14 protein-coding genes are annotated in these 14089 nt (G+C 57.0%); 12 read left to right on the top strand and 2 right to left on the bottom strand.

Annotated elements, in window-relative coordinates:
* Positions 1 to 112: 112 nt before the first annotated feature.
* Positions 113 to 1039, top strand: coding sequence for a phenylacetic acid degradation operon negative regulatory protein PaaX (gene paaX, locus NDQ72_18510; GenBank protein ID WKD28004.1), 927 nt, complete (start codon positions 113 to 115; stop codon positions 1037 to 1039).
* Positions 1040 to 1138: 99 nt separating this feature from the next.
* Here paaX and paaY read toward each other — a convergent pair whose 3' ends face one another.
* Together paaY and paaN are read right to left on the bottom strand one after the other, a co-directional pair.
* A complete protein-coding gene (gene paaY, locus NDQ72_18515) occupies positions 1139 to 1741 on the bottom strand; it encodes a phenylacetic acid degradation protein PaaY (GenBank protein ID WKD28005.1) in 603 nt (200 codons plus the stop codon).
* 11 nt (positions 1742 to 1752) lie between these two features.
* Entirely contained in the window at positions 1753 to 3429 is a 1677-nt protein-coding gene (paaN, locus tag NDQ72_18520) for a phenylacetic acid degradation protein PaaN (protein ID WKD28006.1), read from the bottom strand.
* Between the two features lie 364 nt (positions 3430 to 3793).
* Here paaN and NDQ72_18525 point away from each other — a divergent pair, with 364 nt between their 5' ends.
* From NDQ72_18525 to paaK, 11 genes are all read left to right on the top strand, one after another.
* Entirely contained in the window at positions 3794 to 4567 is a 774-nt protein-coding gene (locus tag NDQ72_18525) for a 2,3-dehydroadipyl-CoA hydratase (protein WKD28007.1), read from the top strand.
* Positions 4568 to 4583: 16 nt separating this feature from the next.
* The gene (gene paaG / locus NDQ72_18530; protein WKD28008.1) at positions 4584 to 5375 is read left to right on the top strand and encodes a 2-(1,2-epoxy-1,2-dihydrophenyl)acetyl-CoA isomerase PaaG; all 792 of its coding nucleotides are present in this window, start codon (positions 4584 to 4586) and stop codon (positions 5373 to 5375) included.
* 1 nt (position 5376) lies between these two features.
* Positions 5377 to 6915 (top strand): 3-hydroxyacyl-CoA dehydrogenase PaaC, encoded by a 1539-nt coding sequence (gene paaC / locus NDQ72_18535; GenBank protein ID WKD28009.1) that lies wholly within the window; start codon positions 5377 to 5379, stop codon positions 6913 to 6915.
* Entirely contained in the window at positions 6908 to 7390 is a 483-nt protein-coding gene (gene paaI / locus NDQ72_18540) for a hydroxyphenylacetyl-CoA thioesterase PaaI (protein ID WKD28010.1), read from the top strand. The genes paaC (NDQ72_18535) and paaI overlap by 8 nt, the downstream gene beginning before the upstream one ends.
* Entirely contained in the window at positions 7387 to 8592 is a 1206-nt protein-coding gene (gene pcaF, locus NDQ72_18545; GenBank protein ID WKD28011.1) for a 3-oxoadipyl-CoA thiolase, read from the top strand. The genes paaI and pcaF overlap by 4 nt, the downstream gene beginning before the upstream one ends.
* 66 nt (positions 8593 to 8658) lie before the next feature.
* The gene (gene paaF / locus NDQ72_18550) at positions 8659 to 9972 is read left to right on the top strand and encodes a phenylacetate--CoA ligase (GenBank protein ID WKD28012.1); all 1314 of its coding nucleotides are present in this window, start codon (positions 8659 to 8661) and stop codon (positions 9970 to 9972) included.
* A gap of 276 nt (positions 9973 to 10248) precedes the next feature.
* Complete coding sequence (gene paaA / locus NDQ72_18555; protein ID WKD28013.1) at positions 10249 to 11235, top strand: 1,2-phenylacetyl-CoA epoxidase subunit A; 987 nt, start codon at positions 10249 to 10251, stop codon at positions 11233 to 11235.
* Between the two features lie 60 nt (positions 11236 to 11295).
* Positions 11296 to 11577 (top strand): 1,2-phenylacetyl-CoA epoxidase subunit B, encoded by a 282-nt coding sequence (paaB, locus tag NDQ72_18560; GenBank protein WKD28014.1) that lies wholly within the window; start codon positions 11296 to 11298, stop codon positions 11575 to 11577.
* An 11-nt stretch (positions 11578 to 11588) separates the two neighbouring features.
* Positions 11589 to 12386 carry a phenylacetate-CoA oxygenase subunit PaaC gene (gene paaC / locus NDQ72_18565; GenBank protein WKD28015.1) on the top strand — a complete coding sequence of 266 codons (798 nt, stop codon included), beginning with the start codon at positions 11589 to 11591 and terminating at the stop codon, positions 12384 to 12386.
* Positions 12370 to 12981, top strand: coding sequence for a phenylacetate-CoA oxygenase subunit PaaJ (gene paaJ, locus NDQ72_18570; GenBank protein ID WKD28016.1), 612 nt, complete (start codon positions 12370 to 12372; stop codon positions 12979 to 12981). Before paaC (NDQ72_18565) ends, paaJ begins: the two co-directional genes overlap by 17 nt.
* Positions 12982 to 13000: 19 nt before the next feature.
* Positions 13001 to 14083: a phenylacetate-CoA oxygenase/reductase subunit PaaK gene (gene paaK, locus NDQ72_18575; protein WKD28017.1), complete on the top strand. Its 1083-nt coding sequence runs from the start codon at positions 13001 to 13003 to the stop codon at positions 14081 to 14083.
* Positions 14084 to 14089: the final 6 nt, after the last annotated feature.

Genomic DNA, 14089 nt, shown 5'->3' on the forward strand with positions numbered 1-14089 from the left:
TGACAGCGACACAGGCCAAGTCACAAAAAAACGTGATACGATAATCTTCTATAAAAGCTATATTTTCTGTCGTTTTGCGGCAACTTCATCGTCAAGGGAATCAATACTCACCATGTCGTCAGCTACAGACTGCGTCGCTACGCTTATTGATGACTTCCAGAAGCGTCGGCCTATTCGCGCCGGCTCGCTAATTATTACCGTCTATGGCGACTCTATCGTTCCACGGGGTGGTACTGTATGGCTCGGCAGTCTCTCGAAACTAGTGGAGCCCATCGGTATCAACGAGCGGCTGGTGCGCACATCGGTTTATCGGCTGACCCATGAAACCTGGCTACGTGGCGAGAAGGTCGGTCGTCGCAGCTACTACCGCCTGAGCGGCCCCGGGCGACGCCGCTTTGAACAAGCCTTTAAGCGCGTCTATCACGGTGCCCAGCCCCCCTGGTCGGGCCAGTGGACACTGGCGCTTCTGACACAGCTACCTGCAGATCGACGCCAGCAGATTCGTGATGAACTTGAATGGCTCGGTTTTGGTAGTTTTGCTCAGGGCGTGCTGGCACATCCCACGCTGTCATGCGCGGAAACCATGGTGGCCTTGCAGGAGCTTGATGCGGCAGACGACACGATCGTGATGCAGACACAGGCCATGGAGCCCATGACCAGTAAGCCGCTGCGCCTGCAGGTCAGAGATAGCTGGAACCTCGACGAACTCGCCGAGCTGTATCAGCGTTTTCTGGTTAAGTTTCGCCCACTATGGAATGCACTCAACGCAGAGAACCATTTAGGACAGGAAGAGTGTTTCATTGCCCGTACCTTACTGATTCATGAGTATCGTAAGGTTCAACTACGCGACCCTCTTCTGCCTGATGAACTACTCCCCACCGCGTGGGAAGGTCGCTACGCCCATCAGCTCTGCCGCAACCTCTATCGGTTGCTCTACGAACGCGCAGAACGCTGGCTAGACCGGCACCTAGAAACCGCCGAGGGCCCATTACCAGCCCCTGGCCCCAGCTTCTACCAACGCTTCGGCGGGTTGGAATGAACGCTAGTGAGAGCGCTCTATCAGTCGTCACATCGTATAAAGTTAATGATTGTGACGACTGATCCAAGACTTGCTGCTTATCTAAGCTCTATTCCTTATCTAAGCTCTACAACTCTGCTGCTTGGGCTGTGTATCACCAGCCAGCAAGGTTGGCCGGTCAGCATCAAGCTCTGTCAGCGGTTCACACGGCTCCAAGCTGTCTCGGCAGCGGGTCACTAAGCGCTGGTACTCTTGAGTGCCCTGCTGCTTCCAAGCAAACTCTTCGTCGCTCAGCGCGCGCTTCACCTTTGCTGGCGCTCCCATCACTAACGACTGCGGCTCACACTCAAAGCCCGCCTTAACAAACGCGGCCGCCGCGACAATAGAGCGCTCCGCTATGTGGGCACCGTCCATCACTACAGCGTTCATGCCGACCATGGCATCACGCCCAATCACGCAGCCATGCAAAACTGCGCCGTGGCCAATATGGCCATCTTTCTCAACCTTAGTGACGCAGCCAGGAAAGCCGTGCATGACGCAGGTATCCTGCAGGTTCGCCCCCTCTTCCAGCACCAAACGGCCGAAGTCACCGCGCATCACCGCGCCGGGGCCAACGTAACAATTGGGGCCAACAATCACATCCCCGATGAGCACTGCGGTCGGGTGGACATAAGCTGTCGGGTGCACGACTGGCGTCACCCCTTCAAGTCGATAGAAAGGCATCACGTTCTCCGTTAGTTCTGTTGGCCGTGGCGACGGCTTTGCACCACCACAAAGCGGTTGGCGACAAAGGCTTGATTACATAGCGAGGCATTAGCCGCCGGATTACCGCCGGTGGCGTGAAAGTCACTGAAAGCAGCCGACTGATTGACGAATATCCCCCCATCCAGGTTCAACGAGAGCGGGGTTGCCACTTCCATCGCCAGCTCTTCGAGCTGGTTGGCCACTGTCTCATCGGTGGTATAGGCACCGAGGGTTATCGCGCCTTTTTCTCGAATCACCTCACGCGCCAGCTTAATGCTATGCGCGGTATTCTCAGTCGCGATAACAAAGCTGATGGGGCCGAAGCGTTCCTCACTATAAGTAGCCTTCTGTTCTGCATCTACCTTGAGGATAAGCGGCGTATGAATGCGGGCGTCAGGGAACTGAGCGTGCGCTCGCGGCTCGCTATCCAACGCTATGTCGCCCAAGTCACGGCACGCATCAATGCGTGCTTGCGTCTCCCGCGACTGGAGGGCACCCAGCACCGTGCAGGCGCGGTCGTTGTCGCTCAGAAACGCTTGGACAGCTTTGGCAAGTGCTGCCGCCACGTCGTCAAAACTTAACGGGCCATCTGCTGTTGCAATACCGTTTCTGGGTACATAAATAGCCTGAGGGGTCGTACACATCTGTCCGGAATAGAGGCTCAGCGAGAAAGCTAGGTTCGCTGTGACCGCTTTGAGGTTTTCCACGCTGTCGATAATGACCGTGTTGACACCGGCTTTCTCAGCGAACACCTGAGCCTGAGTGGCGTTCTCTATCAGCCAATCGCCAAAAGCATTGGAGCCGGTGAAATCGATCAACTTGACCGCAGGATCAAGCGCCAGCGTTTTCGTCAGCGGTGCATCCACAGTGTCGGGAGCTAAACTCACTAGACAGGGATCAAAGCCCGCTTCTTCAAGCACCTGCTGAGCAACCCGTGTGGTTATCGCCACTGGCAGAATAGCGCCAGGATGCGGTTTAACAATGACCGGGTTGCCTGTCGCCAGACTGGCAAACAAGCCGGGATAAGTGTTCCAGGTGGGGAAAGTAGAACAAGCCACTACCAGCGAGATACCGCGCGGCACGATGTGAAAACGCTTATCCATCACGATAGGTTCATGCTTGCCCTGAGGCTTAACCCATTTTGCGGTAGCGGGAATCTGCGCCATCGCCTGCCAGGCATGGGCCACGGCTTCAAGTCCGCGATCTTGGGCATGCGGCCCACCCGCCTGAAACGCCATTAACGGCCCCTGGCCGCTAGTATGCATCACCGCCTGGGCGATCTCCGGGCTCATGGTATTTAGCCGTGACAGGATTTCCAGACATACCCCTACACGCGCCTCAGCCCCGGCATCCCGCCAGTCACGCATTGCGACTTGCATGGCCGCTATCAGCTCGTCGGGGTTTGGCTGGTCATAAGTAATGCCAAGTTCAAACCCATAGGGTGACACTTCGCCCCCCACCTGCTGGGTGCTGCCCACACTATTAAGCGTGAATGGTTGATTGAGCAGTGACTCAAATCTCGATGGTGCCGCTTTAACGGCATCTTCCGGGTATTTGCGCATGCTTTCTGGGTAGGGTGTCCAAAAATCACGCCTAGAGATGGCGCCGACAGCCTGGTTAAGAGTCTCACGGTGAAGGTCAAACATCTGCTGCGCTGATTGCGTCATGGGGCGCTCCTGCACTCATTTTTTTGATACGCTATATCAACGAAGGCTATCTTTACCGTAACAAAACATCAAACGCTTTGCCTGTCACTGCTTACTTAAGAAGTAGCTTGCCACTATCAAAAAACGCGATAAAAACTGGCTTATAGTGACTTTCATTAGTTACTTCCAGGCATTTAATACCATGGTCTAGCATTGATTTTTTATTCGCAAAAACAAACACAAACCATTGTTAAAAATACACAAATCATCAAAACCGCCAATAAGCGACACGTTATTAAAGAATAATCAGCATTGATGCGTATCAAAATAAATCTATACTCGGCAGATATTCATCCTGTGCGCCACAGGCCGAACTGAGGTAACAATGCCCACTACGCTCAAAATAACCCCACCCCTGGAAGGCGTTCTATGCATCACGCTGAATCGCCCTGAAGCACTGAATGCGCTTAATACGCAACTGCTCGGCGAGCTCGCCAACACCTTGAGCGACGCGGATAGTAACAACAACGTGCGCGCCGTGGTGATTACCGGCAATGCAAAAGCATTTGCCGCCGGTGCGGATATTAACGAAATGGCTGAACGTGACTTGGTGGGCATGCTGGAAGATCCTCGCCAGCACCACTGGGCCACCATTACGCGTTTTCGCAAACCGATTATTGCCGCGGTCAACGGCTATGCCTTGGGCGGCGGCTGCGAACTAGCCATGCATGCCGACATCATCATTGCCGGCGAAAACGCCCTGTTCGGCCAGCCAGAAATCAACCTGGGCATCATGCCCGGCGCTGGTGGCACACAGCTCCTGCTTAGGGCGGTGGGCAAATCACTGGCGACCCAGATGGTGCTGACTGGCGAGCCCATTTCCGCTCGCCGCGCCCTCGAAGCTGGCCTGATTAGCGAAATTACCCAGCCCGAATTAACCCTAGAGCGCGCCATGGCCATTGCAACACGCATTGCTTCCAAGGCTCCGCTGGCAGTGCGCTTGGCGCGGGAATCGTTACACAAGGCGATGGATACTGACCTAGCCACCGGCCTGCGCTTTGAACGCCATGCGTTCACCTTGCTGGCGGGCACCGCTGACCGCGAAGAGGGCATTCGCGCCTTCCAAGAAAAACGACCTGCCACTTTTCAAGGGCACTGACACAAGGATACTCCCCATGAGCCAAGCGCCCCTGCTTTACAGCGTGGAAGACGGCGTCGCCCGTATCACGCTGAACCGCCCCGACAGTCTGAACAGCTTCAATACTGACATGCATGCCGAAATGCGTAAGGCGTTAAAAGCCGTGCGTCAGGACGCCAGCGTTCGCGCTTTGTTACTGACCGGCAACGGCCGAGGCTTCTGCGCCGGTCAGGACCTTTCCGACCGCAGCGTCGCGCCCGGCGAGCAAGCGCCTGACCTCGGTGAGTCGCTTGAGAAGCGCTACAACCCTATGCTGCGCGCCCTTAAAGATATGCCGTTCCCGACTATTTGTGCGGTAAACGGCGTGGCCGCCGGAGCCGGTGCTAACATCGCCCTGGCTTGCGATATCGTATTGGCCGCGCGTTCAGCAAGCTTTATTCAGGCCTTCTGTAAGATCGGCTTGATTCCAGACTCCGGCGGTACTTGGACACTGCCTAACTTGGTCGGCATGGCGCGCGCCAAGGGGCTGGCAATGCTGGGTGACAAACTCCCCGCCGAGACCGCCGAGCAGTGGGGCATGATCTGGCGCTGCGTCGAGGATGAGGCGCTACAGGAAGAAGCCATGAACATGGCTCGCCATTTGGCCACTCAACCGACGCGCGGCTTGGCACTGATCAAGCGCGCCCTGCACGCCAGCAGCGATAACAGCTTCAACGAACAGCTCGACCTGGAACGTGATCTGCAGCGCCTAGCCGGACGCACGGAAGATTACCGCGAAGGCGTCAGCGCCTTTATCGAGAAACGTCGTCCGACCTTCAAGGGAGAGTGAGATGTCAGCCCTCCCCACGTCCGCCGTTATTGGCGTGATCGGCGCAGGCGCCATGGGTGCCGGTATCGCTCAGGTTGCCGCCCAGGCTGGCCACCCGGTCATTCTGCATGACAAACAACCCGGCGCTGCCAAAGCGGGCATTGATAACATTCGTCGTCAGTTGGAAAAGCGTGTTGCCAAGGGCAAGATGAGCCAAGGGGATGTGGGTAACATTATTGCTCGCCTGCAGCCCGCCGATGCTATCGATGCCTTAGCCGACAGCCGTTTGGTTATCGAAGCTATCGTCGAAAATCTTGAGATCAAGCGTCAGGTATTCGCCCAATTGGAAGCGCTATGCTCAGCGGATACCCTGCTCGCTAGCAATACCTCGTCGTTATCGATTACCTCCATTGCCGCGAACCTTGAACACCCAGAGCGCATGGCGGGAATGCACTTCTTCAATCCCGCCCCCATCATGAAGCTGGTGGAAGTGGTGTCGGGCTTGGCGACCACCAGCGAGGTTGCTGAAACCCTGTACGCCACTGCCGTTGCCTGGGGCAAGGTCGCGGTGCACGCCAGCTCCACCCCAGGGTTTATCGTTAACCGCGTGGCACGGCCGTTCTATGCCGAAGGGCTGCGCCTGCTGCAGGAAGGTGCCAGCGATGCCGCTACCATCGATGCGCTGCTGCGCCAGGCGGGCGGGTTTCGCATGGGGCCTTTCGAGCTGATGGACCTAATCGGTCATGACGTTAACTACGCCGTGACCCGCTCGGTGTTCGATGCCTACTACGGCGATACCCGTTTCGAGCCTTCCTTAGTACAGCAAGCGCTGGTGGAAGCCGGACGCCTGGGGCGTAAGTCCGGCCAAGGCTTTTTTGACTATGCGGGTGAAAACGCTGCGAAGCCACAACCTAAGTTTGCGGCACCAGCAAACGCGGAACTACCCGCACTTGTCGTACAGGGCGACCCTGGCGTGATCGCTCCACTGCTGGAGCGCGCCCAGGAAGCTGGGCTCGACGTAATTCGTCGCGAATCGCTCCAGCCAGACGGCGCGCCTCGCTTATATCTGGGCGATCTGGCGCTGGCCCTTAGCGATGGGCGGTGCGCCGCCGAGCGCGCGGTCAATGAAGGGCTCGACGCCCTGATACTGTTCGACCTCTGCCTGGACTACCGCAACGCCAGCGCCATCGCACTTGCTGCCAACCACACCACATCCTCCGAAGCTCGCCAACTGGCAACGGCGTTCTTCCAACGCTTGGGGATAGACGTGGCTTGGCTAACCGACACCCCTGGGCTGGTGGTACTGCGCAGCGTGACCATGCTCGCCAATGAAGCTGCCGACGCCGTACTGCAGGGTGTCTGCAGCGCCCAGGATGGCGACTTGGCCATGCAGGCTGGCGTCAACTACCCCCGCGGCCCCTTGGCCTGGGCTGATTCTCTGGGTCTGCCCTTCGTTCACCGCACCCTTACGCATCTACAGCAGAGCTATGGCGAACAGCGCTATCGCAGCTCGTTTCTGCTGCGGCGCAACGCCTTGAGCGAGGAAAGCTTTCATGAGTGATTCCCAACTGACCCCGCAACAGCTGGCGGAAGCCTGTGCCGACGCAATGTTTTCCCGTGACCATGCCAGCCAAGGGCTGGGCATGCGGATTACCCACGTGGCCCCCGGCTTCGCCGAACTGACCATGACCGTGCGTCAAGACATGGTGCAGGGGCACGGTAACTGCCATGGCGGATTTCTATTTACCCTGGCCGATTCCGCCTTTGCGTTTGCCTGCAACAGCTACGATGAAGCCACCGTCGCCGCTGGCTGCAGTATCGACTACCTCGGCCCTGGCCAGCTAGGCGACGAGATTACCGCCACCGCCGAAGAGCGCAGCCGCCGTGGGCGCACCGGCATTTACGACATTACGTTGCGCAATCAGCACGGCGATACCGTTGCCCTGTTCCGCGGGCGTTCCTACAAAATTCGCGGCAGCGTACGCCGCCTGGAAGATACTGACGCAGAAAATACCGCTGCTGGAGATAACCTATGAAAGACGCGCTGATCATTGATGCCATTCGCACCCCGATAGGCCGCTACGGCGGCGCACTTTCCAGCATGCGTGCCGATGACCTGGGCGCCATTCCGATGCGCACCCTGATGGAACGCAACCCAAGCGTCGACTGGTCATTGATTGACGATATCTTTTATGGCTGCGCCAACCAGGCGGGTGAAGATAACCGCAACGTGGCGCGCATGTCCGCGCTGCTGGCAGGGCTGCCGGTCGAGGTGCCCGGCACCACCATTAACCGGCTGTGCGGCTCAGGCATGGATGCGATAGGCAATGCCGCCCGCACCATTAAAACCGGCGAAGCGGGATTGATGATCGCTGGTGGGGTAGAGTCGATGTCGCGGGCGCCCTTTGTGATGGGCAAGGCCGAGCAAGCCTTCTCACGCCAAGCTGATATTTTCGACACCACCATCGGCTGGCGTTTTATCAATCGCGCCATGAAAGCCCAATTCGGCGTGGACTCCATGCCCGAAACCGCTGAAAACGTGGCGGAGCAGTTTGGCATTTCCCGGCAAGACCAGGACGCCTTCGCCCTGCGCAGCCAGCAACGCACTGCCGCCGCCATAGAGGCTGGCCGCCTTGCTGAAGAGATCGTTCCCGTCGCAATACCCCGCCGCAAACAAGACCCGCTGATCGTGGATACCGATGAGCACCCGCGCGCCACTACGACCGCCGAGCAGCTTGCCAAGCTTCCCACTCCCTTCCGCGACGGCGGTAGTGTGACAGCGGGAAATGCCTCAGGGGTTAACGATGGCGCCTGTGCGCTGCTGATGGCATCTGCCGAGCAGGCTGAACGTTTCAGCCTCACGCCTCGCGCTCGAGTGGTAGGTATGGCCACTGCTGGCGTGGAGCCACGCATTATGGGGTTCGGGCCCTCTCCCGCTACCCGTAAGGTACTCGCCCAGACCGGGCTTACCCTCGACCAAATGGACGTTATCGAACTTAATGAAGCCTTTGCTGCTCAAGCCTTGGCGGTCATGCGTGACTTGGGACTGAGCGACGATGCCGAACACGTCAACCCCAACGGAGGAGCCATTGCACTCGGCCACCCGCTGGGCATGAGCGGCGCTCGATTGGTGACCACCGCCCTGCATGAACTCGAACGTCGGCAAGGGCGCTTTGCGCTATGCACCATGTGTATTGGTGTCGGACAGGGCATTGCTCTGATCATTGAGCGCTTATAAGCCCCTCACCCTGAGCAAAGTTCATAAAACGTAGCCCAATAACAACTTGCTTGACCGGAGACCCTGATGAATCAGCCCGCTACGCGTATCGACACTGCTACTCTCGACCCTTTGGAAACCGCCAGCGTCGACGAGCTGCGCGCCACTCAGGTCAAGCGCCTGAAGTGGAGTTTGCAGCACGCTTACGACAATGTGCCGTTCTACCGCCAGTCTTTCGACAAGGCCGGCGTACATCCTGACGATATTCAGTCGCTTGACGATCTCGCCAAACTGCCGTTCACCACCAAGGCCGATTTGCGCGACAACTATCCGTTTGGCATGTTGGCCACGCCGATGAGTGAGATCATTCGCATTCACGCTTCCAGCGGCACCACCGGGCAACCCACGGTGGTGGGCTACACCCAGAAGGATATTGATGTGTGGTCCGATGTGGTGGCGCGTTCGATCCGCGCTGCTGGTGGCAGCCGTAATGACAAGGTACATGTGGCCTATGGCTACGGGCTGTTTACCGGCGGGCTGGGTGCCCATTACGGTGCCGAGCGGCTGGGCTGCGCGGTCATCCCCATGTCGGGGGGCCAAACTGAGAAACAGGTTCAGTTAATTCGTGATTTCCAGCCGGACATCATCATGGTCACGCCGTCTTATATGCTCAACATCGCTGACGAGATGGAGCGCCAAGGCCTCGATCCACGCACGCTACCCTTGCGCACCGGCATTTTCGGTGCCGAACCCTGGACCGATAGCATGCGCACGGCCTTGGAGCAGCGCTTGGGCATCGACGCCCTCGATATTTACGGCCTCTCTGAAGTAATGGGCCCGGGCGTGGGCATGGAGTGCCTGGAGACCAAAGATGGCCCGACCATCTGGGAAGATCATTTCTACCCCGAGATCATCGATCCGGTCAGTGGTGATGTGCTGCCAGACGGCGAATACGGCGAGCTGGTGTTCACCACCTTGACCAAAGAAGGCCTGCCGGTGATTCGTTACCGCACCCGCGACCTGACTCGTCTGCTGCCGGGCACCGCGCGCCCCATGCGCCGTATCGACAAAATCACTGGCCGTAGCGACGACATGCTGATCATTCGCGGTGTAAACGTGTTCCCCACCCAGATCGAAGAGCAACTGCTCAAGATTGCGTCGCTTTCACCCCACTATGAGATCGAAGTTAGTCGCCAAGGCAATATGGATATGGTGCTTGTGCGGGTAGAGGCAACTCATCATGACATCGCCCGCGATCCAGTAGCTTGTGAACAAGCAGCGAAACAGCTTCAGCATGCTATCAAGACGTACATCGGCATTAGCACCCAGGTTGAAGTGTGCCAGGTAGAGACCGTGATGCGTTCGCTGGGCAAGGCCAGACGCGTCAAGGATCTTCGCTAGTATTGTCATAGAAAGAGGTACTAGAGCCACGCCCTTGCAGCTCCCCTGCAAGGGCTTTTTCATTTTAAATAACCAGCTTTTATTAAAAAACACAGAACATTAAGAATCACTTATCAAGAATCATTTTTTATTTACAAATCAACAATATTAAATTTATCCGTAATCACAAAGTCTTAAAGTGACACACAAAAATAGTTATTGATAAAATATTTTGTGTCACTATACTTCAAGCAAGATAAATCACACTCCCTGATAGTCCGATGCCGCGGAGGTCTTATGTACGCGCAGCTCGTTGAAACCGGTTCTAACAAACTCAAAACGCTTGATGAGATGGGCCCTGAGGAACGCCAGTTCCAGGAGCGCATCAATGATGAAATTAAAATAGAACCCAAGAATTGGATGCCGGACGACTATCGCAAGACGTTGATCCGTCAGATCTCTCAACACGCGCACTCCGAGATCGTCGGTATGCTTCCGGAAGGTAACTGGCTGACACGTGCGCCGACCCTTAAGCGCAAGCTGCAGCTAATGGCCAAGATTCAGGATGAGGCGGGTCATGGCCTGTACCTCTATAGCGCCATGGAAACTCTGGGTGCCGACCGCGACGAAGAGATCGACAAGCTTCACGATGGCCGCGCCAAGTACTCCAGTATCTTCAACTACCCAACGCTCAACTGGGCGGACATGGGCACCATCGGCTGGCTGGTCGACGGCGCAGCCATCGTCAATCAGGTACCGCTACAGCGCACCTCTTACGGCCCCTACGCGCGCGCCATGGTTCGCGTGTGCAAGGAAGAGAGCTTCCATCAGCGCCAGGGTTATCAAATTCTGTTGACCATGATGCAAGAGGGCACTGACGACCAGAAAGCCATGGTGCAGGACTCCATCAATCGCTTCTGGTGGCCATCGCTAATGATGTTCGGGCCATCTGACGAGAACTCACCCAACAGCGCCCAATCGATGGCCTGGAAGATCAAGCGCCACAGCAACGATGAGCTGCGCCAGCGCTTCCTCGACCAAACCGTACCGCAGCTAGAGCTGCTGGGCTGCACCGCCCCAGACCCGGATCTCAAATATAACCAAGAGACCGGTCACTACGAGTTCGGTGAAATCGACTGGCAGGAATTTTTCGACGTCGTGAAAGGCAACGGCCCCTGCAACCGCGAGCGCATCGAAGCACGTCGCAGTGCCATCGATAACGGTGCCTGGGTGCGTGAAGCCGCCGTGGCTTATGCCGCCAAACGTCAACGCAAAGCCGCCTGACTTTTAAAACAATCGGAAGCCCCGCATTACGGGGCTCCTCTGACCACTGAGGCATCTCTCATGGCTGACTGGCCCCTCTTCGAAGTTTTTATACGCAGCAAGCACGGCCTTAACCACAAGCACGTCGGCAGCGTACACGCCGCTGATCGCAGCATGGCAATCGAAAATGCCCGTGAGCTTTACACCCGTCGTAATGAAGGGGTGAGCATCTGGGTGGTTCCGGCCAGCGAAATCACCGCGTCTTCTCCCGATGAGAAAGAACCGCTGTTTGACCCGTCTAACGACAAGGTCTATCGCCACGCATCCTTCTACAAACTGCCGAAAGAAGTCGGCCACATGTAAGGGAGGCTGTGATGCAAAACATGGCTCAAAAGAACACTGCTCAAAAAACACAAACCCCGTTGACCGATTACCTGCTACGCCTTGGCGACAACGCCTTGGTGCTTGGCCAGCGCCACGCACAGCTATGCGGCAAGGCGCCTGCGTTGGAAGAAGAGCTGGCCTTAATGAATGTAGGGCTCGACCTCTTCGGGCAAGCACGCAACTGGCTTGACTATGCTTCTGAACTGATGGCGGCCGACAAGATCGATGCCGATCATCTGGCCTTTCGCCGCGATGCCCAGGACTTTCGTAATCTGTTGATCACCGAGCAGCCCAACGGTGACTTCGCCGATATCATGGGACGTCAGTTTTTGTTCGATGCTTGGCACGTTCATCTACTGGATGGCTTGGCCGAGTCCAGCGACCCGCGAATTGCCGAAGTGGCTGCCAAATCACTCAAAGAAGCAACGTACCACCTACGCCGCTCCTCTGAATGGGTGATTCGCCTAGGCGATGGCACCGAAGAAAGCCACACCCGTATGCAGCGCGCACTCGACAACCTCTGGCAGTTCACCGGCGAGCTATTGCAGGTCGACGAGATTGATCAGGCCATGATTGAGGCTGGTATCGCGCCTGACCCTGACACCATTGCCGCTCGCTGGAAAGCGACGGTGGAAGAGGTGCTTGAGGAAGCCACGCTTGAGCGGCCTTCCTACGACGCCTGGATGTATACCGGCGGCAAAGTCGGCCATCACACCGAGCACCTGGGCTTTCTATTGGCGGAAATGCAATACCTGCCGAGGGCATATCCCGATGCAACCGTCTGGTAACCCACCGCCGGCTCCTATCAGTGATGGGCCTATCGATAACAGGCCTGATGACTGGCCTTCAAGTGACTTGATTGGCAGCGACCGACGCGGACTGCCACCCGCCGGTGAAAAAGGCGATGTCGACGCCGTACTGGCGGTTTTACAGCAAGTGCTAGACCCAGAAGTGCCGGTCGTCAGCGTGGTTGAGCTGGGAATTGTGCGCGATATCGATTGGGTGGACGGTCGGTTGGCGGTCAACGTGACGCCAACTTACTCCGGCTGTCCGGCGACGGAAGTTATCGAACAGCATATTCATGAAGCGCTGGTGGCCGCTGGCTACTCAGACCCGCTGATTCAGCGCCGCCTTTCACCTGCCTGGACCACCGATTGGCTGACCAACGCCGGGCGCGAAAAATTGCGCGCTTACGGCATCGCGCCGCCGGTAGGGAGCGCCAGCAAGCGCAGCCTGACGGGCCAGTCTGACCCGGTAGTGCCCTGCCCGTTATGTGGCAGCAACACAACCGAACGCGTCAGCGAATTCGGCTCTACGGCTTGCAAGGCGCTCTACCGCTGCCGCGATTGCCTGGAGCCTTTTGATTATTTCAAGTGTCTGTAAAACGACGAGACCATTTCCCATGAGCCGATTTCACGCCCTGACCGTCAAGGATGTACGCAAGGAAACCCATGATGCCGTTTCCATTGCTTTCGATATTCCCGACGATCTGTTGGACGCCTTCCGCTTTACCCAAGGGCAGTACCTGACACTGCGCCGCGACATCGAAGGTGAGGATGTCCGCCGCTCTTATTCAATCTGCACTGGCGTTCACGAACATGAGCTAAGAGTCGCCGTCAAGCTGGTCCCAGGCGGTAGCTTCTCAACCTTTGCCAACCAGCAACTGCAGCCTGGGGAGCAGTTGGAAGTAATGCCGCCTCAGGGCAAGTTCTTCGTGCCTCTCGACCCCAGTCGTGAAGGGCACTATCTGGCGGTGACCGCAGGCAGTGGCGTCACCCCCATCATGTCGATTGTTTCCACTACGTTGGAAAGCGAGCCAAAAAGCCGTTTTACGGTGATTTATGGCAACCGCTCCACCACGGGCACACTGTTTCGCGAACGCTTGCAGGATCTCAAAGATCGCTATCTCGAAAGCCTCAATATCATCTATGTATTTAGCCGCGAGCAGCATGAAATCGATCTTTACAACGGTCGTATCGACGCCGATAAGTGCAACGCTCTGTTTGACCGCTGGGTAGACGTGCCCAAGCTCGACGCCGCGTTTATTTGTGGCCCGCACGAGATGACCGAGATCGTGCGCGACGTCCTGAGCCAACATGGAATGCCAAAGGAGAAGGTGCACTTTGAGCTGTTCACTACTGGCTTGCCAACAGCAGGTGCCAAACGCCGCCAGGCGGCCAGAGCCGATCAGCTTGAGGCTGAAACTTCACATATCAAGGTAATTATCGACGGCCGCACTATCGAATATAACCTGCCACGCAATACCCAGAATATTCTGGATGCGGGTAACGAACACGGCGCCGACCTGCCGTTCTCATGCAAGGCGGGCGTGTGCTCCACCTGTAAGTCAAAAGTGATTGAAGGTGAGGTGGAAATGGACGCCAACTACGCCCTGGAAGATTACGAAATAGATGCCGGCTACGTACTGTCCTGCCAGTGCTACCCGATCAGCAGCAAGGTCGTGCTCGATTTTGACGAGGTATAACCCTTA

The sequence above is a fragment of the Halomonas sp. KG2 genome (genome assembly GCA_030440445.1).
Taxonomy (GTDB): domain Bacteria; phylum Pseudomonadota; class Gammaproteobacteria; order Pseudomonadales; family Halomonadaceae; genus Vreelandella.

What these genes read in the sequence shown, in the direction of transcription:
- paaX (WKD28004.1), top strand. Translation starts at nt 113, where the DNA reads ATGTCGTCAGCTACAGACTGCGTCGCTACGCTTATTGATGACTTCCAG.
- paaY (WKD28005.1), bottom strand. Translation starts at nt 1,741, where the DNA reads ATGCCTTTCTATCGACTTGAAGGGGTGACGCCAGTCGTGCACCCGACA.
- paaN (WKD28006.1), bottom strand. Translation starts at nt 3,429, where the DNA reads ATGACGCAATCAGCGCAGCAGATGTTTGACCTTCACCGTGAGACTCTT.
- NDQ72_18525 (WKD28007.1), top strand. Translation starts at nt 3,794, where the DNA reads ATGCCCACTACGCTCAAAATAACCCCACCCCTGGAAGGCGTTCTATGC.
- paaG (WKD28008.1), top strand. Translation starts at nt 4,584, where the DNA reads ATGAGCCAAGCGCCCCTGCTTTACAGCGTGGAAGACGGCGTCGCCCGT.
- paaC (WKD28009.1), top strand. Translation starts at nt 5,377, where the DNA reads ATGTCAGCCCTCCCCACGTCCGCCGTTATTGGCGTGATCGGCGCAGGC.
- paaI (WKD28010.1), top strand. Translation starts at nt 6,908, where the DNA reads ATGAGTGATTCCCAACTGACCCCGCAACAGCTGGCGGAAGCCTGTGCC.
- pcaF (WKD28011.1), top strand. Translation starts at nt 7,387, where the DNA reads ATGAAAGACGCGCTGATCATTGATGCCATTCGCACCCCGATAGGCCGC.
- paaF (WKD28012.1), top strand. Translation starts at nt 8,659, where the DNA reads ATGAATCAGCCCGCTACGCGTATCGACACTGCTACTCTCGACCCTTTG.
- paaA (WKD28013.1), top strand. Translation starts at nt 10,249, where the DNA reads ATGTACGCGCAGCTCGTTGAAACCGGTTCTAACAAACTCAAAACGCTT.
- paaB (WKD28014.1), top strand. Translation starts at nt 11,296, where the DNA reads ATGGCTGACTGGCCCCTCTTCGAAGTTTTTATACGCAGCAAGCACGGC.
- paaC (WKD28015.1), top strand. Translation starts at nt 11,589, where the DNA reads ATGCAAAACATGGCTCAAAAGAACACTGCTCAAAAAACACAAACCCCG.
- paaJ (WKD28016.1), top strand. Translation starts at nt 12,370, where the DNA reads ATGCAACCGTCTGGTAACCCACCGCCGGCTCCTATCAGTGATGGGCCT.
- paaK (WKD28017.1), top strand. Translation starts at nt 13,001, where the DNA reads ATGAGCCGATTTCACGCCCTGACCGTCAAGGATGTACGCAAGGAAACC.